Source organism: Nonomuraea sp. NPDC049637, from assembly GCF_040675235.1.
Taxonomy (GTDB): domain Bacteria; phylum Actinomycetota; class Actinomycetes; order Streptosporangiales; family Streptosporangiaceae; genus Nonomuraea.
Window position 1 is genome coordinate 57713 of record NZ_JBFAOM010000017.1, and the last position, 19721, is coordinate 77433.

Here is a 19721-nt window from a genome sequence, read left to right on the forward strand (position 1 = left end):
CCTAGACACTCACCTGGCACCGTACCCTCCGGCGGGGGTCGTCGCGGAGTGCCGGGCACGAAGTGCGGGCAAGCGGCGGTGACGAGTTCTCCTAGCGGAAGTCCTCGGCATGATCCCGCGCCCACTGCGCGAACGTCCGCGGCGGGCTGCCTGTCACGGACTGCGCCGTGGGCAACGGGCCCAAGGTGCTCGGATCGAAGTCCGTGCTGCCGGCCGGATCGACCGGATTGCCGTCGTAGTCCGCGAATCCCAGCAGGAAGTCGGCGGCCTCGGCGGCGAATCCGCCGATCTTCAGGTAGATCTCGCGCGCCTGCGCCGGAGTGACCTCCTCGAACCTCACCTCTTCGCCGAGCGCGTCGGCGATGGCTCGGACCTGGCCGCGCAGGCTGATCAACTCCGGGCCGTTGATGTCGTACGCCTGGCCGTGATGTCCCTCCTCCAGCAGGGCTTTCAGCGCCACGTCGGCGACATCCCGCTCGTGCACGGGAAACCAGGCCGCGTCCGGGTTCGCGTCCCGGACCAGCCGCTCGGCCCGGATCGACGGCCCCCACAGCGAGAGCTTGTTGGCGGCGAACTCGCCCGGCCGCAGGTGTGTCCACTCCAGACCGGACTCCTGAACGGCCTGTTCGACCGGCGGATGGAAGGTCGTGTCGAACCCGCCGCTCACCGCGCCCGACGAGAGCACGACGATCCGCCGCACGCCGGCCCGCTTCGCGCGTTCGACGATCTCCTTCGCCGTCGACGGCTCCGGGAACAGGAACATCCGGTCCACGCCGTCGAACGGCACGCTGTCCGGCTCGGTGAGATCTCCCTGGACGACCTCCGCGCCGGGCAGCCGGGCCCGGCCCGGGTCCCTGGTCAGCGCCCGTACCTGAATGTGGGCCTCGACCAGGCCCGCTGTCACATGCCGCCCGACGTTCCCCGTCGCCCCGGTCACCAGCACTCGCACGCCCGTCCTCCTTTTCCGTACGTCCTACGGATAAAACGTTACCGTACGATCTACGGAAAAGGGGAGGCTTGATGGAACGCAGCGGCGGTGGAGACCCTCGGGAGACCTTGCGCCTGCTCTGGCGTTCCCCGCAGGCTCGATCGGGCCGCGGCCGGCCGCCCAAGGTGTCCCTGGACAAGATCGTGGCTGCGGCCATGGCGCTGGCGGACCGGGAAGGACTGGCCGCCATGACCATGGACCGGCTCGCCGCGTCCCTCGGCGTCGGCACGATGACGCTCTACACCCACGTGCCCGGCAAGGCCGAACTGGTCGACCTGATGGTGGACGCCGCCTGGCAGGAGCTCGACCTGACCCGATCGGGCTCCTGGCGGGACCGGATCGAGCACTACGCGAAGCAGAACACGGCCCTGCACGAACGCCACCCGTGGCTCCGCATGGTGTCGACCGTACGACCGCCCCTGGGTCCCGGCCTGCTCGCCAGGGCCGACTTCCTGCTGGCCGCTCTGTCCATGACCGGGCTGTCCGCCGCCGAGACGTCCGCGGCGAGCGACTCCATCGTCACCTTCGTCGACGCCGCGGCCGCCACCCTCGCCGAACACACCCATGCCGAGCGGCTGAGCGGCCTGTCCGGCGACGACTGGTGGGCCGCCCGCCAGGAGTTCTGGGAGACCACCTTCGACCCGGCGCGCTACCCGGCGATCGAACAGACCTGGCACGACGGCGGCCTCGACCGCAGCGCGGCCGAGGCCGCGGTGCGCGCGTTCGACCTCGGCCTGCGCGCCCTGCTCGACGGAATCGCCGCGACGGCCCAGCGGAACCGCCGATCGACCGGCTGATCTCCCCAGGGGCTCTGATCGGCTAGCCCTGTCCGGCGACGGTCGCGCGCAGGGTCTCGATCCACCAGTCGAGCAGACGATCGCGGGCGGTGTCGTCCAGCCCGACGCTCCGGCGGAACTCGTCGCCGAACAGCGGCTCCGTCGCGACGGCCTGGTGCAGCGCGCACACGGTCAGCTGGATCGCCTCGCGGGACGGCGGCGTCCGCCCGGTGGCCTCGCACTGCTGCCGAGCCTGGGCGTGCAGCCGGTCCACCACCTCGTCCAGCATTCCGCTACCGGTGTCCCGCCAGCCGGAACGGTGCAGCGCGAGCGCCAGTTCGGCGTAACCACCCGCGTACAGCGCGGCCAGCGTGCGCACCAGCTCGGCGGGATCGATCGGGGCGCCCGCCCACGTGTCGAGCACGACGTGCAGTTCGGCCTTCAGTTTGGCCCCGCCGAATCGCAGCAGCGACTCCAGCAGCCGGTCACGCGTGCCGAAGTGGTGGTTGACCGCGGCGTCGGACACGCCGACCTCCGCGGCGACGGCGCGCACCTGCACGGCGGCGGGGCCACCGGCGGCGAGCAGCCTGCTCGCCGCCTCGAGGATCAGCCGCTTGGCGTCCTCGGGCTGACGTCGTACTCGGGCGGCCATGCGCCCACCTTACCTTGACCGGTCAAGGCAGCCTCCCTTACCTTGATTGCTCAAGGTAAGGGAGGCGGCGCGTGCGAGGACACTTGGCGATTCCGGCGATGACCGAACTGGCGGCGGCACTGGGTGTCGCGATCGACGATCCGGCTCCGCCCCGCGAGATCCACTTCTCCCGGGCGGGCTGCCGGTTGCACGCGTTCGACTGGGGCGGACCGGGATCCCCGGTGCTGCTGTTGCACGGTGGCGCGTTGACCGCCCACACGTGGGACTTCGTCTGCCTCGGCCTGCGCGGCGCCGCCCGGCTGATCGCGCTGGATCTGCGAGGTCACGGCGAGAGCGGCTGGTCCGGCGACTACCGCCTCGGCACCCTCGCGGCCGACGTCGTCGCCGCGGCCGACCATCTCGGCTTCGACCGGGTCAAGCTGGTCGGCATGTCGCTGGGCGGCGTCGTCGCGGCCCAGGTCGCCGACGAGCATCCCGGCCGGGTGGAGCGGCTGGTGCTCATCGACGTCGCACCCGGCGTGGACTTCGACAGCACCTGGCGGGTGCGGACGTTCATCGGCGGGCTCGGCCCGGTGCGGGATCTGGAGACGGTGGTGGAGGCCGCGATGCGGGTCAACCCACGCGCCCACCGGCCCAGCGTCGCCTACCGCATGAGCACGCTGTTCCGCCGCGCACCCGGCGGCGGCTGGGTGCCGAAGGGCGATCCGCGGCCTCCGGACTTCCCCGCCATCCTGGCGGCCATCGAGCGGCTGCCCGCCCGGCTGGGCAGGACGCCGGTGCTGCTCGTGCGCGGCGGACGCAGCAAAGTGCTCCCCCAGGCCACCGCCGAACGCCTGGTCGCGCACGTCCCGGACGGCGAGCTCGTGGTCGTGCCGGACGCCGGGCACAACGTCCAGGAGGACAACCCGGCCGCCCTCATCAGCGCGTTACGCGCCTACCTGACACGCTGACCACGACAAGGCCGGACCGCGAAAGGAGAACCAGCGCATGTCCGCACGGACGTTCGAGCTCACCACGATCCCCTCGGTGAAGGTCGGCATGCTCATCCGCCGCCCCGCCCGCGAGGTGTTCCAGGCCATCGTGGACCCCGCCGTCACGAGCAAGATCTGGTACACCAGGAGCAGCGGGAGGATGACCCCCGGCGCCGAGCTGACCTGGGAATGGGAGATGTACGGGGCGTCGACCCGAGCCTCGGTCCAAGAGGTGGACGAGAACCGCCGGATCCGCTTCACCTGGGGCAACTACTCGCCCGACGCCCCCACCACGGTCGAGTTCCGTTTCATCCCCATGCCCGACGACACCACCTACGTCCAGGTCACCGAGACCGGGTTCACCGGCACCGGCGACGAGCTCGTCCAGCAGGTGACCGACTCCACCGGCGGCTTCACGTTCCTGATCAGCGCCCTCAAGGCGCTGCTGGAGCACGACGTCGTCCTCGGCCTCGTCGCCGACGCCCACCCGAGCGGCCTGTCAGCCTGAAGGAACAGGCATCATTGCACCATCGTTTTGTCCTGTCCGTTCATGTGTCGCAGGGAGCCAGATGGATCAGCTGGTGGAGGACGATCCGCGCACGCTGGGGCCGTACGAGCTCGTCGCCCGGCTCGGCGAGGGCGGCCAGGGCGTCGTCTATCTGGGACGCGCCCCCTCCGGCCGGCAGGTGGCCGTCAAGCTGCTGCACAACGGCCTGCTGACCGATCCGGGCGCGCGCGCCGGGTTCCTGCGGGAGGTCGAGATCGCCCAGCGGGTGGCCAGGTTCTCCACCGCGCCCGTGCTCCACGCCGACCTGGCGGGCCGGCGGCCCTACATCGTCACCGAGTACGTGCCCGGCCCCTCGCTGCGTGACCTGGTCGCCACCGAGGGACCACGGCAGGGGGCCGCGCTGGAACGGCTGGCGATCAGCACCGCCGCCGCGCTGGCCGCCATCCACCGGGCCGGGGTGCTCCACCGCGACTTCAAGCCGGCCAACATCCTCATGGGGCCCGAGGGCCCGGTCGTCATCGACTTCGGCATCGCCCGGGCCCTGGACGCGCCGGGCAACACCTCGACGGGCCCGCTGATGGGCACGCCGTCCTATCTGGCGCCCGAGCAGCTCGGCGGCGAGCAGGTGACGGCCGCGGCCGACGTCTTCGCCTGGGCCGTGACCATGGTGTTCGCCGCTTCCGGGCGGCCCGCGTTCGGCGCCGACTCCACCCCCGCGGTGATCAACCGCATCCTGAACGAGCAGCCGGCCGTCTCCGGGCTGGACGGCGTCCTGCTCCGGCTCGTCACCGCCGGCCTGTCGAAGGACCCGGCCGCGCGGCCGAGCGCCGACGACCTGGTCGCCGGGCTGACCTCGGGCGCGTTCGTACCGGAGCCGGCCGCCGGGTCTCCCCCGCCGCCGGAGCCTCAGGCCGGTCGGGGGCGGCGGCGCGCGCTGCCGGCGGCGGCCGCCGCGACGGCTGCGCTGCTCGTCGCGGGCGGCGTGCTGTTCTTCGGGGACGGCCCGCCCGCGCCGCCCCCGGCCACGATCGGCTCGGTCGCGCCCCCGTCGGCCGGCATCACCACCTCGGCTCCGGCCGCGGTCACCGCCTCGCCGCAGGAGGCCAGGAGCACCGCGCGGCGCACGTCGTCCCCGCCGGCCACGTCGTCCCCGCCGGCCACGCAGCGGGCCCGGCCCGGGAGCTCGGCCCCCGCGACCCGGCCGGCCAGGACGGGCGACCCGGTGAGCAGCCGCGTCGACGACGGCTCGGCGCCCCACCCGACGCCTGCCAGGAACACGGAGAAACCGCCGGAGCCCACGCGCGAGCCGCCTCGGCAGACCACCCAGCCGCCCGCCCAGCCGCAGCAGCCGTCCCCGCTGGAGAACCCGTTCACCTGCATCCCGTCGATGTGCTGACGCGCGGACCAGCGCGCGATGAAATTGGCGGAATCTCCGGTGTCGTCATGCATTGACCTGACTTTGAAGTCGATGCATTGTTGCTACTGCCTGTCCCTGTCCGGTGCGTTGCCGTGACGAGGCCGGGCGGCGCTTTGAGCCAGTGCTGTGGGGGCCCTGGCCGCTGACGGTCGCGCCAAGGGGGGGCGGCTACCGGGACGACGACGGATTCACCGCACAACGGTCCTTCCCGCTGTCGACCCCCATTCTTCATCTCCGGAAGACGACTTCACCTGTACGCGGCGCCGCCGGCCTGCCCTGCGCGCCCGCGATTCGGAGGTTTTCCCATGCGAGTCGGCGACAGCCTGCCCAACTACCAGCTGCTGTTCGGTGAACTGGATTTCCGGCCGGGGGACGAGGCGCGGACGGTGAACTCACCGGCGGCCTACCTGGCCGATCTGCTGCGGCTGCTGGACGAGGAGGTCGACGCCGACGGGGCGCGGCTGCACGAGCGGCGGCCCGACATCCGGGAGATCCCGCTGGACGCCGAGCACACCACCACCGAGCTCCCCTACATCGACATCGTGGTCGAGATACTCGAACGGCTGGCGGCCCCGGACCCGTACGAGCGCATGAAGGCCATGCCCTTCCCCTTCGACAAGCCGTTCAACCTGGCCTACGAAGAGCTTGGAACGTTCCTGACGAGGCACGACGTCCGGCGGGACGAGATTCCGCGGCTGTTCGGCGCGCAGGCGGCCGAGCTGGCTGAACGGTTCCTCGGCCTGTCGCCCGAGGTGGTCGGCGTGGTCACGGCCGCCCGGCCGGTGGAGGCCGAGCTGCGGGCGTCCTTCCAGGTGGGAAAGGACGCGGCGGGCAAGACCGAGCAGCTCGGCGTGCTGGCGGACGCCGCGCGGCTGCGCCGGACGGCGGGGCTGTCGGAGGTCGAGCTGACCCGGGTGCTCGGCGCGGCGTTCGTCAGGCAGGGCGGCGCGGCCGTCAGCGTGGCCGGCGGGCGGCTGAGCCTGCCGGGCGGCGCCGAGCTGCTCGCCTGGCTGGACCGGTTCAACCGGTTCGTCCGGCTGGCGCGGCGGGCCGGGCTGGCGTTCCAGGACCTGGACCTCGTGCTCAGCGGCTGCTGCGAGAACCGGCTGGACGCGGCGGCGCTGGGCGTGCTGGCCGCGGCCGTGCACGTCAGCCGCTCGCTCGGGCTGCCCATGGACGTCACGGTGAGCCTGGCCGCGCCGATGCCGGCCGAGCTGGAGGTCCGTACGTTCGCCGGGGTCACGGCGGCCGAGGCGCTCGGGATCGGGGCCGCGGAGCTGGAGCGGCTGCGTGCGCGCTTCGCCGAGGTGGTCACCGGCGAGGCCGGGCCGTCGGCGCTGCACCGGGCGGCGCGGCTGATGACGGTGCTCGGACTCACCGCGGACGAGCTGTTCGACCTGCTGCGGCTGCTGGACGGATCGATCACCGTGCCGTTCGCGGTGCCGTTCACCATGCCGTTCGCGACGCCACGCAGGAGGGGCGACTGCAGGCGGATCCTGGCCATGCCCGCGGCGGGGGCGGGGTTATGGCTGGCGCAGGCGTTGCCGCTGGTGGTGCGGTGGATGCGCGACGGCGGGCTGTCGGTTCAGGACCTGGCCGAGTTCGCCGGCGGGCCGGCGCCGGAGGCCGTGCCGGGCGAGCCCGTCGAGGGCGAGGAGGAGTTCGCCGCCGCGCTCGGCGAGGCGCTGGCGCTGGTGGCGCCGGGGCCGCGGATGTTCGTGTCGGACCGGTTCAGCGAGCGCGCGTCCCGGGCGATCTGGGAGGGGCCCGCCGACGCGTACGCGGCCCTGATCGGGGCGGCGCAGATCACGCCGGCCGACTTCGCCGGGCTGGGGCTGGGTGACCGGCTGGCCGTCAAGATCTTCACCAACCTGGTGCTCCGCGGCAACCTCACGGCCGACGGCGAGCTGGTCGAGGTCCCGTCGGAGCTGGCCACCGACTTCTCCGCGTACCGGGACAAGGTTGCCGAGCTGTTCGGCGACCTGGGCGACATGTGCTATCCGTCGCACCTGGAGAAGCTGACCGGGCTGTCGATCGCCCAGCGCGCTGAGCTGTACGACAACCTCGTCTACAACGGCTACATCGACGCCGAGGGCGTGGTGCTGGACGCCGCCGTCGGCGAGCTGAACGCCGACCTCGGCGACGTCGCGGCCGACGTCGTCGAGCTGATCAGGGCCGGCGGCCAGGCCTATCTGACGCAGCCGCTGAAGATCGAGCTGGGTGCGGCGCCCGACGGGCTGCTGGCGAACCTGAAGTACAACGGGTTCATCGACGGCGAAGGGAACTACCGCGACAAGGAGGCGGTGGCCGAGCTGGCGGCGGAGGACTTCGCGCTCTCCGCCGAGTTCGAGCCGTACAAGGCGGACGTTCTGGCGATCATGCAGGAGCAGGTCGCCGAGCTGTGGGCGCGGGTCTGCCTCTTCCCGCCGGAGGCCTTCGTCGAGATCGCCGAGCCGGCCGTCGGACGGCGGATCATCGACGCGGGCGAGTGGGACGATCCGGTCGTCGAGGAGCGGCTGCGGGCCGTCGCGGAGGAGCAGCGGCCCTACCGGCTCGCCCCTGAGTCGCTGCTCGCGCTCGGGCTGGAGGAGGCCGGGGCGCAGGGCGTGCTGGACGCGCTGATCCAGGGCGGGGACCTGGACGAAGAGCTGGCCGTGCCCGAGGATCGCCTGGCGTTCTTCGCCGAGCCCAACAGCGTGGTCGAGTTCTACCTGCCGGGCGTCGCCGACTACAGCGCGCAGGTCTTCGGCCTGCTGAACGCGGTCGCCGTGGCGACCCAGGGGGCCGTCGCGGAGATCGAGGCGGTGCTCGTCACGCAGGAGGAGGCCCAGGCGGCGGCGCTGCTGGCGGTCGCGCAGGACAGGCTGGGCGTGCCCGCCACGGTCGTCACCGCGATCTGCGCCGGGGCCGGCGCCGAGCTGACCGACCTGCTGCAGCCGCCGACGACGGCGTACCGGCGCATCAGGGCGTTCGCCCGGCTGGCCGCCAAGCTCGGCCTGGACGAGCGCCGGGTCGCGCTCGCCTTCGCCGACCTGCGGCTGGCCGGGCGTTACCCCGAGCCGCTGGCGCTGCCCGACCAGGCCGACGGCATCGACGCGGTGCTGGAGAGCGCGGACGGAGACGTGTACGTCTTCCGCGGCGACCGGTACTGGCGCTTCCACGAGGGAACGCTCACCACCACCGCGCCGCTGGCCACGCTCGTGCCGGGTCTGACCCGGGTGGAGGCCGCGTTCCGGCACCCAGCGGGGGCCGACTGGCTGGTGAGCGGCGCGCGGGCGTACGTGCGCGAGCCCGGCGGCACCCGATGGGTGGCCCACGAGCAGGCCTGGGGACGTTTCCGCGACGACTTCGCCGGCGGCGGGAAGATCACCGCCGCGCTGGTGGACGACGACGGGCGGACCTACCTGTTCTGCGGAGACCAGTACGTGCGTTACTCCACCGGCGACTTCGGCGTGGTGGACGAAGGGTTCCCGCGTCCCGCGGCGGAGTTCGGCGAGCCCGGCTTCTTCGGGCGGGACGGCGCGTTCCACGCCTTCGGCGACGAGGCGGGGTTCTGGCGCGGGGCCGGTGCCGGCGACGGGGAGGAGCCCGGCGCGCCGGGGTTCGACGGGCACGGCTTCGACGGGCTGGTGGACGCCGCGTACGCCGACCCCACCGGCGTGTACGTCTTCCGCGGCGACCGCGTCGCCCTGCACACGGCGTCACTGGAGAACGAGGGCGCGCAGGCCGACGACGGCTACCCGGTGAAGATCGAGACGCGGTTCCCCGGCGTGCCCGCCGAGTTCGAGCGCGACATCGAGGCGGCCTTCGCCGACGCGGGCCGCGTCGTCCACCTGTTCAAGGACGGCCGTACCGTCGCGCTGACCGGCGACGCGCGGATCGTGCCGACCACGCAGCGGTGGGGGAACATGCCCGCCGCGTTCCCCAGCGGCCGGGTCGACGCGGCGTTCGTCGGCCTGGACGGGCGGACGTACCTGTTCAGCGGCGGGACGTACCTGCGGTACTCCGGCACGGACTACTCGCGCGTGGACCTCGGCCACCCGCGCGCGATCGCCCCCGACTGGGGCGGCCTGACCAGCGTCGACGCCGCCTTCGTGCTGGACGGCGAGACGTACCTGTTCGGCGGCGGCCGGTTCGTGCGGTACTCGACCGCGGACTACGCCGAGCCTGACGCGGGCTTTCCGCAGCCGCTGCCCGGCAACTGGTGGAACCTGCCTGACACGTTCGGCTCGACGGTCGACGCGGTCTTCACCTCGGCCGACGGGCGGACTCATCTGTTCCGCGGCGACCAGTACGTCGAGTTCGACGCGCGGCGGCGCTGGTGGTCGGCGCCGCGGAAGCTGTCCGAGCAGTGGGACAGCCTGCCGTTCGCCTCGGTGGACGCGGCCTTCATCGGGCGCGACGGGCGCACCTACGTGTTCTCCGGCGAGCAGTACGTGCGGTACTCCAGCGGCGACTACAGCAGGACCGACGACAGCTACCCCGCGCCGGTGGCCGCCTTCTGGGGACGGACGCGCAACAACCTGGTGCGCACCGGGCGGGTGGACGCGGCGCTGCAACTGGCCGAGCACACCTATCTGTTCTCGGGCGACCAGTTCGTCCGCTACACCGGCACCACGCCCGACCTCGGGTATCCGCGCGCGCTCTCCGACCTGAAGGAGGAGCCGCGGCTGGGCAGGCTGACGGCGGAGCTGGACGCGGTGGACGCGGCCTTCGCCGATCGGGGGAACGTCTACCTGTTCCGCGAGCACACCTGTCATGTGGTGTCCGACGCGCTGCACCGGACGTACGACGTGCCCGGGGTGTCCTGCGCCTTCGTGGAGGACGGGCAGCTGATCGTCGAGGGGCCGGGCGGCTGGCGGCGGCAGGGGTCGGTGGAAGGGCTGGGCGCGGTGAGCGGCCCGGCCAGGCCCAGGCTGCTGCGCGAGGTGCCCGAGCGGTTCCGCACCGGCCTGGACGCGGTCCTGCGCGGCACCGACGGCGTCACGTACGTGTTCAAGGGCGACGCCTGCTACGACACGCTCGTCGATCGCGAGTACCCGGTCGCCGAGGCGTGGGGCAGGCCGCGCGGGCTCGGCGCGGTGGAGGCCGGGTTCACCGGGCGCGACCGGCGCACCTACCTGTTCAGCGGCGAGCAGTACACGGTGGACGGCGGCCGGCCACGCCCCATCGCCGCGACGTGGGGCGGTCTGACCAGCGTCGCGATCGCGTACGTGTGGCGACAGGCGACCTACCTGTTCGAGCGGCCCGACGAGAACGGGTTCATGCGGTACGTGGTCTACTCGGGCCCCGACTACACCGCGCCCGATCCCGGGTATCCGCGGGTCACCGACGCGTCGTACTGGAACGCCGACGAGGTGCCCCGGGCGGTGCTGGCGGTGGGCGACTCGCTGGTGCTGCTGTCCGGGCTGACGTACACGCTGCCCGACGGGTCGGCGCCGCGGCCGATCGGCCGGCTCTGGCGGGGCTTCGAGGGCACGCTGACCAGCGCGTACGTCGGCGGCGACGGGGCGACCTACTTCTGCTTCGGCGAGCAGTACCGGCGCTACGCCGACGGCGCCTTCGGCCCGCTCACCCGACCGGCCGGCGAGTCGTTCCGGCGGGTGGACGCGGCGTTCACCTGGGCGGGGCGCACGTACCTGATCAGCGGCGACCGGTACGCGCGGTACTCCACGCAGGAGTACGCCTACGCCGACCCCGGCTACCCCAAGCCCATGTCCCGAAATTTCCGGAAAGAGTTTCCGGGGCTGGCCGAGTCCTTCGAGGACGCCCTGACCGGCGTGGACGCCGCCGTCACCGGGCGGCGCAGCCTCTTCCTGTTCATGGGCGGCCGCTGCCACGTGGTCTCGGCCGGGCAGGAGGCGGTGCTCGACACCGCCTTCGCCAGCGGCGACGAGGCCGGTTACCAGGCCCGCTACGAGGATCTCGCCGGACGGACCCGTCCGCTGGGCGGCCCGCTCGACGCCGCGCTGATCGTCGGCGAGCGCACCTACCTGCTGTCCGGCGAGCGCTACAGCCGCTACACGGGCAACGAGTACGTCCGGCCCGACGAGGGCTACCCCCGGGCGATCTTCGCCCGGCTCGCCGACGACCTCGGCCTGCCCGCGCCGCTGCCCGAGGCGTTCCTCGACGGGGTGGACGCGGGATTCGCCGGCCACGGCATCCACCTGTTCTCGGCCCCGGCCTACCTGCGGGCCGACGCCCCCGGCACGCCGCCACCGGTGTGGGGCCGGGTGCGCAACGCCTTCGACGGCCCCGTGGACGCCGTGGTGGCCATCGAGGAGGCGGTGTACGCCTTCCGCCGCGACCAGTACGTCCGCTACACGATCGAAGCCGGCGGCCTGACGGACGGCGGGCCGGACCCGGCAGGCGTCCTGGACCTGGCCGACCCCGGCTTCCCGCGGACGATCAAGGACGACTGGGGCGCCGTGCCGCCCGCCTTCGAGTCCGGCGTGGACGCCGCCTTCACCCTGGCCGGACGGCTGTACCTGGTGCGCGGCGACACGTACGTCAGCGACGCGGGCCTGGTGCGCACGCTCACCGAGGGCTTCGGCGACGGCGCCGACCACCGGCTCGCCGACCTGTTCACGATCATCCGCTTCGCCGCGCTCGGCGCCGCGCCGGCCGAGGCCCTGACGGCCGCGGACAAGGAGCCGTACAAGACGATGGCGGGCCTGTTCGGCTGGGACGTGGCCGAGCTGATGTGGGCGCAGCGCACCATGCCGTCGGCGTCGGACATGGGCTTCGTGCTGGCGGCGCGCGAGCTGTTCGCCCTCGCGCGCAAGCTCGGCGTGCCGCCGTCCAGGCTGCCCGGCCTGACCGGCGAACGCGACAACGTCCTGCGGCGCGACGCGCTGCTGTCGGTCGTGCTCGCGGCCGACCCCGGCCTGGCCGACTCCACCGACCTGTTCGACCGGCAGCTCATCGACGTCGACATGGGCGGCAAGGGCGTCACCTCGCGGATCCGCGAGGCGATCGCGGCCGTGCAGCTCTACCTGCACCGCTGCCTGCTGGACCTGGAGCAGGCCCCCGGCCTCGCCGCCCCGGAGACACGGGCGCGGCTGCGCCGCTGGTGGTCCTGGATGAAGAACTACCGGGTGTGGGAGGCCAACCGGCGGGTCTACCTGTATCCGGAGAACTACCTGCGTCCCGAGCTGCGTGACACCAAGACGCCCGGCTTCGCCGACCTGGAGAGCGACCTGCTGCAGAGCGGCGTCACCTCCGCCGGCGCGCAGCGCGCGTACAAGCGTTACCTGGACGAGTACACCGAGGTGTCCCGGCTGGAGATCGCCGGCGGGTACGCGGACGCCGCCCACGCCGGGGCGCGCGACCTGGTCCTGTTCGGGCGTACCCGCAGCGATCCACGGCGCTACTACTGCCGTACGGCCACCTTCCGCGACGGCGACAAGCTGTCGGCCACCTGGCGGCCCTGGCAGAAGGTGGACCTGCGCATCGACGCCGACCGCGTCCAGCCCGTACGGGCCTTCGACCGGACCTTCGTGTTCTGGGCCACCGTCGAGGACCTGCCACCCGAGCGGACCGGCACCACGACCATCGCGGTCGTCGAGTCGGGCACCGGCCAGCAGGTGAGCGCACCGGTACGGCACGCCGTCACGATCTATTACTCCTACGTCAACCTCAACCAGGAGTGGGTGCCCGCGCAGCTGCTGGCCACCGGGTCCTCGACGAACATCCCGATCCTCGGCGTCACCCTCGCGGTGCGGCCCGGCCCGCTGCCCGGCGGCGGCGACCACCAGGCGATCATCGCCTCGTACGTGGCCACGCTGGCGGGCGGCGGCAGCATGGGCACGTCGTACGCGCTCACCCCCGAGCTGTACAGCGTGCCCGTGCCCGGGATCGCCGTGCAGCCGCCCACGGGAGACGTGACGACCATCTTCGACGAGCCGGGCGGGATCGACCCGGCTTCGGTGATCTGGTTCAACCGGCCGGCCGGCTCCGGGACGGGCGAGGGCTCCTGGTTCAGCGTGGACCACAAGGGCGGCAGCTTCCTGTGCCGGCCGATCCTGCCGGCCGCGGGAGAGCCGGCCGCGCTGGCGCCGATCAAGGGGGCCACCGGGCTGCCCGACTGGGTGCGCGTGGACGCCGCCGTCGCGCTGCCCGACGGCACGCGTTACTTCTTCACCAACAGCCGGGGCGGCCGGTTCACCAGGATGGCGCCGGGGTCGAACACCGCGGAGCGCGGCAAGTACATCTCCCGGCACTGGGGGCTCACCGAGCCGCTGCGGCCGTGGGACCCGTCGCGTCCGGGAGCCGAGCCGGATCCTGACGCCGAACCGGACGCCACGGGTCCCATGGCCGCGCCCGAACCGGCGCGCGGCGGGTCACGCGGCGGGCGGGGGCCGGGGAAGATCGACCTGCCGGTCCGGCACGACCCGCCGGGCCAGCAGGGCGCTTCGTCCGACGGGCCCGGCTGGACCTCGGTGGACGCGGCGTGGGTCGTCGACGATAGGTACCTGTTCATCACCAGCGGCACCAGGCTCGCCCGCTACACCCTCGGCCCCGGGTACAGCGTCCCGGAGGTGGTCGACCGGGGATACCCGCAGACGATCAACCACACCGTCGAGGCCGTCTTCCGCGGCTGGGCGATCAGCGACGGCGAGTACGCCAGGGTCGGCGACTGGAAGTGGCGGCCCCTGGCGGGCAACTGGGGCGAGCTGCCCGCCGGGATCACCGGCGCCCTGGAGACCAGCGCCGAGGTGTACCTCTTCGTCGGCGACCAGTACGCCGTGTACGCCAAGGGCGGCGGCCTGCCGCACCCGTACGAGTACACCGAGGTGCCGCACGACATCGTCAGGCTCACCACCAGCACCGCCTACAAGCTGAACCAGCGCCTGCTGGCCGGCGGCGTGCCCGCGCTGCTGGACACCTCCACCCAGGAGACCGACGAGCTGCCCGCCTTCGACACCGGCGCCTCCGACGCCGTCACGATCAAGGTGCGCGCGGAACGGGTCAAGAAGGCCTGGCTGCCCGGCCGCTCCCACCTGGACTTCACCAGCGCGAACGGCATCTACTACTGGGAGATCTTCTTCCACGCCCCGCTGCTGATCGCGCAGGCGCTCAACGCCGCCCAGCGGTTCGACGAGGCGCGGACCTGGTACGAGTACGTCTTCGACCCCACGCGGCCCGGTCAGCCGTGGCGGTTCCTGCCCTTCCTCGGCGCCGACCCGGCCGCGCTGGCCGACGCGTTGCGGGCGTACGGGGATCCGGCCCTCGCCGGCGCGATCGCGTTGCTCGACTCGCTCGTGCCGGTCTTCCGTGGCGGCGCGGCGCTCACCGACGAGCAGCGCAGGGACCTCGCCGCGCTGGCCGCGCTGCCGCCGGGTGAGGAGCTCGCGATCGCCATGGAGCTGCCCCGCGTGTACGACGCGACGGGCGACGTGGACAGCCTGCGGGAGGCGTACCGCGACGATCCCTTCGACCCGCACACGATCGCGGCGCTGCGGCCGGTGGCCTACCGGCGGGCGGTGGTCACCGGGTACATCGACAACCTGCTCGACTGGGGCGACCAGCTCTACCGGCGCTTCACCCCGGAGAGCGTGGACGAGGCGCGGATGTTGTACATCTTCGCCCACGACCTGCTCGGGCGGCGTCCGCAGGAGCTGGGGCCGATGCCCCTGGACGCGGCCATGGGCTTCGCCGAGCTGGAGAAGGTCTCGGCCTCCGACGAGCTGTTCGGGGAGCTGGCCAGGGTGCATGCCAGCATCGGGCACCCGTACTTCTTCGCGCCGGTCAACACCACGCTGCTCGGCTACTGGGATCTGGTCGCCGACCGGCTGACCAAGATCAGGGCGTCGCTGGACATCATGGGCATCAGCCGGCCGCTGCCGCTGTTCGAGCCGCCCATCGACCCGATGACGCTGGTCGCGGGCGCGTACGCGGGCGAGCTCGACGGCGTGAGCGTCACGCCGGCCGCCGAGGTGCCGCAGCACCGGTTCGCCTACCTGTACCGCAGGGCGCAGGAGCTCACCGACCGGGTCTGCCAGTTCGGGGCGAACCTGCAGGACGTGCTTGAGCGCCAGGACGCCGAGGCGCTCAGCCTGCTGCAGTCCACCCAGGAGTCAGGCATTCTCGAACTCACCCGCGCCGTCAAGGCAGCACAGATCACCGACGCCGAGGAGACCCTCGCCGGCCTGCGGACCGGGCTGGCCGGGGCGCGGGCGCGCATGGCCCACTTCCAGCAGGTGATCGACGCCGGTGTCACGCCGCTGCAGGTCGCCCAGCTCACCATGATGGCCGCCGCGTCCACCGCCCACTTCACCTCCAGCGGCCTGCGGATCGGCGCCTCCGCCGCGCACGGCGCGCCGCAGGTGCTGGTCGGCCCGTTCATCATGGGCACGATGGCGGGCGGCGACGAGATCGGCGACGCCCTGGACAGCGTCGCCGGGATCGCCGAGTCGCTGGGCGAGGGGCTGTCGGTCCTGGGCGAGCTGCTCGGCGTGCGCGCGGAGCAGGAACGGGCCATGCAGGACAACCAGCTGCAGCTCGCCATCGCCACCAACGAGAGCGCGCAGATCGAGCACCAGGTCACGAGCGCCGAGGCGCGGCTGGCCATCGCGCGGCGCGAACTGGACATCCTGCACCGGCAGATCTCCGACCAGGAGACGGTGACGGCGTTCCTGCGGGAGAAGTTCACCGGCGCCGACCTGTACCAGTGGATGTCGGGCCGGCTGGCCGGGCTGTACTTCCAGACCTACGGGATGGCGGCCGACCTGGCCCGTGCCGCCGAACGCGCCTACCAGTACGAGCGGGGCGCCACCGGCGGCGTGATCACTCCCGCGCACTGGGACAGCAGGCGCAAGGGCCTGCTCGCCGGGCAGCTGCTCGCGCACGACCTGGACCGGCTGGGTCAGGCGTACACGGCAGGGGACGGGCGGCGGCTGGAGATCACCCGGCAGATCTCGCTGCTGGAGCTGGATCCGGTGGCGCTGCTCACGTTGCGCACGACCGGCAGTTGCGAGTTCGCGCTCACCGAGGGCTTCTTCGACCGCGACTTCCCCGGCCACTACCGCCGCCAGATCCGCACCATGGCCATCACGTTCGTCGGCGCGGACGGGGCGACGCTGCCGCTCAACGCCACGCTCGCCCAGGTCACGCACCACACCCTGCTGACCCCGGACCCGAAGGGCGTGCAGTACCTGCTCACCCCGACCGGCACGCCGCCGAGCAGCGTGCGTACCGACTGGCGGGCGGGCCGGCAGATCGCGTTGTCGCAACCGCCCGAGGGCTGGGAGAACAACGGCCTGTTCGAGCTGCGTTACGACGAGGACCGCTACCTGCCGTTCGAGGGCACGGGCGCGGTCTCCGCCTGGCGTCTCACACTGCCCGGCCTGCGTTCCGCCGACCACCCCGCCGGTCTGCACGACGCCAGGATCACGCTGCGGTACGAGGCGGACCACGGTGGCGAGACGTTCGCGGCCGGGGTGAAGGGGCTGCTGCGGCCGTACGACGCGGCCCGGTTCATCGACGTCGCCGCGGAGTTCCCCGAGCAGTGGGAGTCGTTCACCGACACTCTCACCCTTCCCCTGTCCCCCGCCCTGCTGCCGGACCTGTACAGCCCGCAGATCACGGGCATCTACCCGGTGTACGACCCGGCCACGCCCGGCGCCGCCCAGTTCGCTGTGCACGGCAACCCGCTGGTCGACGGCCGCCTCCTGCCCACCCCCGGACTCCCCGCCACCGCTCCCCTGGTGCTCGCCTTCACCGGTGACCGCTCCGCCCTGGCGGGTCTGCGACTCGCCCTCCTCTACCGCGCCCGCTGACCAGGACGGATCACGACCATGAAGAGAAAAGCCAGGACGCTGTCCGCCCCGAACAAGAAGAAGGCGAACCAGAACCAGGGCGACGTCCAGCCCAACCGCGTGCCCGTCACCATCGACACGGACACCGGCACGGGCCCGACCGGCGGCGACAGAACACCGGTCACGATCACGCCGGTCCTGACGACGGACGGCGAACCCAGCACGATCACCAAGCCCAAGCAGTCGTTGTCGTTCCTGACCCCGTCCATCTCGCTGACGACCACGACCCTGGACATGGACCCGCCAAAGCCCGCCAAGAAGCAGAAGCCGTCGAGTGACGAGCTGCGCACCGGCGCTCTGGAACTCGCGCAGAGCGTCATGGCCGGCACGGAAGAGGGGTCGTCGTCCTACGACTACGCCCAGCAGATGCATGACCTCGTCACCCTGGCCGGCACGCAGACGATGAAGAAGTTCTCGCTCAAGCAGCTGACCCTGATGGCGAAGATTCTGCTCAAACGGCAGACGCAGGCCGTCGAGGGCCCGGATCCGACGGTCGACGAACTCACCGCGACGGTCCGCGCCTACCTCCTCGCCGTCCGCCCGCAACCGGAGCCGTACGTGCTGCCGGGGGCGAAGAAGAAGGGCATGGACTCCGTGCCCGCGAAGCAGCAGGTCACCGAGACGAGCGCCTGGCTGGACGAGGCGCTGTCCGTCCTCGACCGGGACGGCTTCGACGACGGCCGCAGGCTGGAGTGGATGCGGGAGAACATCGACAGGCTGCTGAGGGCGATCGACGAAGGCACGGCCACCGTCGAATGGGCGGAGCTGCGCGGCTACATCTTCCAGATCAACAAGACGCTGGCGGCACGCAGCAACTACCTGCTCAAGGACGTCGAACTGCCGATCGCCATCCCGAACTCCAGCAAGGGGAGATCGGTGGACAGCATCGAGCTGGTCTTCACCCGCGGAGAGCCGGAGCCCGCACTCTGCTTCTGCGAGTACAAGGGGTACGGCACCAACCAAACCCCGACCAAGGATTTCGTCAACGACTTCGACGCCCAGCTCAACGACTACGTCAAGAAGCTTCTCCTGCCGAGCCAGGTCTGTCACCTGCGTTACGTCTTTCCGGACGCGGCTCCCGACTGGGTGCACTCCAGACTCCGCGCCGCCGCCGAGAAGCTGGAGGCCGCCGGGAAGAAGGTCTACATCACCGAGGGATCCGGCACCAGGATCGTCGGGAAAGAGAAGGACTTCTTCGGCAGGTCGGCGAAGTCGGGCATCATCACCACCACCTCCATCGACACCCCCGTCACCCAGGCGCCGCGGCAGAGAACCGTCTCGACCCCCAAGGCCGTCGTCAAGGAGAAGGTGGCCACGTCCAAGGAGAAGCTCCCGGCCAAGAAGAAGGCGCAGAAGAACAAGCAGATCACCGTGCAGGGCAATCTGGATGGCTTCGTGAAGACCACCAAGGTGCACCCGCCGGCGTCCACTCCCCCGCCGGGCGACCGTCCTCGCAGCACGTCCACCGTCCTGACCAAGAACCCGTGGACCTGAGGCCGCGGCCGCGGCACCGGCACCGGCACCGGCACCGGCAACAAACCGGATGCGCCGAACCAGCCGGGTGGTGTTGGATACAGGCGTGACCGTACTTCTGCGAAAGCAGCCGCCCGCCCGCGGGCGCTGACGCGACACCGGCCACCGGACGAACCCCGCGACCGCCTCCCCCTGCGCCGCGCACATCAACTCCAGCAGGGAGAGGCGCCGAACACGTGAAGGACACCGAGATCCCGCGGGCGGTGGCCGCGGCCGTCGACACGGCCGCGGAGTACGGCCTGGGCGCCGACGACACCGCCGTGCTGCACAACTCGAACCGGATCGCCGTCCGGCTGCGGCCCAGCGGCGTCCTCGCCCGGGTCGCGCCCCTCGCGCACCGCCCGGACTTCGAGGTGGAGCTCGCCCGGCGCCTCGCCGGGACCGGCAGCCCGGTGGCGGGTCTCGATCCGAGGGCCGAGCCCCGGGTCCATGTCCGCGACGGCTTCGCCGTCACCCTCTGGACCTACTACGAGCCCACCGCCGCACCTGAGGACCACCCGCCCGCCGCCTACGCCGACGCCCTGGCCCGGCTGCACGCCGGCCTGCGCCGCATCGACTCGCCCGCACCGCCGTTCACCGACCGGGTCGAGGACGCCCTCCGGGTCGTCGAGGACCCCGCGGTCAGCCCGGACCTCGGCGCCGCGGAACGTGCCCTGCTGACCGGCACCCTCCGCGGAATCAGCCGCGCGATCCTGGGCCGCGGCCCGCGGCAACAGCTCCTGCACGGCGAACCGCACCCCGGCAACCTGCTCGCCACCGTGGACGGACCGCTCTTCATCGACCTGGAGACCGCCTGCCGCGGCCCCGTCGAGTTCGACCTGGCCCATGCCCCGCAGGACGTCGCCGCGCACTACCCGGGCGCCGACTCCGGGCTGCTCGCCGAGTGCCGGATCCTCAGCCTCGCCCTCGCGGTCTCCTGGCGTTGGGACCGCGACGACCAGCTCCCCGACGGGCGCAGCAGGGGCCGGGAGTGGCTCGCCGAGCTGCGGGCCCACCTCGACCGCCGCGAGCACGCCGCCGGTGGCGGCCACTGAGCCGCGCCCGTGGGCGCTGGGCT

9 protein-coding genes are annotated in these 19721 nt (G+C 72.4%); 7 read left to right on the top strand and 2 right to left on the bottom strand.

What is annotated here, in order from left to right:
* Nucleotides 1-91 precede the first annotated feature (91 nt).
* Nucleotides 92-949, bottom strand: coding sequence for an NAD(P)H-binding protein (locus AB0J71_RS23865; RefSeq protein WP_364416039.1), 858 nt, complete (start codon nt 947-949; stop codon nt 92-94).
* Nucleotides 950-1020: 71 nt separating this feature from the next.
* Between AB0J71_RS23865 and AB0J71_RS23870 the strand changes: the two genes are divergently transcribed.
* Nucleotides 1021-1785, top strand: a complete 765-nt coding sequence (locus tag AB0J71_RS23870) for a TetR/AcrR family transcriptional regulator (protein WP_364416041.1) — start codon at nt 1021-1023, stop codon at nt 1783-1785.
* A 22-nt stretch (nt 1786-1807) separates the two neighbouring features.
* On the opposite strand, the gene AB0J71_RS23875 is transcribed toward AB0J71_RS23870, so the two are convergent.
* Complete coding sequence (locus tag AB0J71_RS23875) at nt 1808-2416, bottom strand: TetR/AcrR family transcriptional regulator (protein ID WP_364416043.1); 609 nt, start codon at nt 2414-2416, stop codon at nt 1808-1810.
* Nucleotides 2417-2487: 71 nt separating this feature from the next.
* On the opposite strand from AB0J71_RS23875, the gene AB0J71_RS23880 reads away from it, so the two are divergent.
* From AB0J71_RS23880 to AB0J71_RS23905, 6 genes are all read left to right on the top strand, one after another.
* The gene (locus tag AB0J71_RS23880) at nt 2488-3366 is read left to right on the top strand and encodes an alpha/beta hydrolase (RefSeq protein ID WP_352324271.1); all 879 of its coding nucleotides are present in this window, start codon (nt 2488-2490) and stop codon (nt 3364-3366) included.
* A gap of 37 nt (nt 3367-3403) precedes the next feature.
* Nucleotides 3404-3895: an SRPBCC family protein gene (locus tag AB0J71_RS23885; RefSeq protein ID WP_352324269.1), complete on the top strand. Its 492-nt coding sequence runs from the start codon at nt 3404-3406 to the stop codon at nt 3893-3895.
* A 61-nt stretch (nt 3896-3956) separates the two neighbouring features.
* The gene (locus AB0J71_RS23890; protein ID WP_352324267.1) at nt 3957-5291 is read left to right on the top strand and encodes a protein kinase; all 1335 of its coding nucleotides are present in this window, start codon (nt 3957-3959) and stop codon (nt 5289-5291) included.
* A 326-nt stretch (nt 5292-5617) separates the two neighbouring features.
* Nucleotides 5618-17092 carry a hemopexin repeat-containing protein gene (locus tag AB0J71_RS23895; protein ID WP_364416045.1) on the top strand — a complete coding sequence of 3825 codons (11475 nt, stop codon included), beginning with the start codon at nt 5618-5620 and terminating at the stop codon, nt 17090-17092.
* An 18-nt stretch (nt 17093-17110) separates the two neighbouring features.
* On the top strand, nt 17111-18625 hold the full coding sequence (locus AB0J71_RS23900) for a hypothetical protein (RefSeq protein WP_364416047.1): 1515 nt from the start codon (nt 17111-17113) through the stop codon (nt 18623-18625).
* Nucleotides 18626-18840: 215 nt separating this feature from the next.
* A complete protein-coding gene (locus AB0J71_RS23905) occupies nt 18841-19698 on the top strand; it encodes a phosphotransferase (protein ID WP_352324264.1) in 858 nt (285 codons plus the stop codon).
* Nucleotides 19699-19721: the final 23 nt, after the last annotated feature.

Excerpts from the sequence above, each read along its gene's own strand:
- AB0J71_RS23890 (WP_352324267.1), top strand. The coding sequence starts at position 3,957 with ATGGATCAGCTGGTGGAGGACGATCCGCGCACGCTGGGGCCGTACGAG.
- AB0J71_RS23900 (WP_364416047.1), top strand. The coding sequence starts at position 17,111 with ATGAAGAGAAAAGCCAGGACGCTGTCCGCCCCGAACAAGAAGAAGGCG.
- AB0J71_RS23875 (WP_364416043.1), bottom strand. The coding sequence starts at position 2,416 with ATGGCCGCCCGAGTACGACGTCAGCCCGAGGACGCCAAGCGGCTGATC.
- AB0J71_RS23870 (WP_364416041.1), top strand. The coding sequence starts at position 1,021 with ATGGAACGCAGCGGCGGTGGAGACCCTCGGGAGACCTTGCGCCTGCTC.
- AB0J71_RS23895 (WP_364416045.1), top strand. The coding sequence starts at position 5,618 with ATGCGAGTCGGCGACAGCCTGCCCAACTACCAGCTGCTGTTCGGTGAA.
- AB0J71_RS23885 (WP_352324269.1), top strand. The coding sequence starts at position 3,404 with ATGTCCGCACGGACGTTCGAGCTCACCACGATCCCCTCGGTGAAGGTC.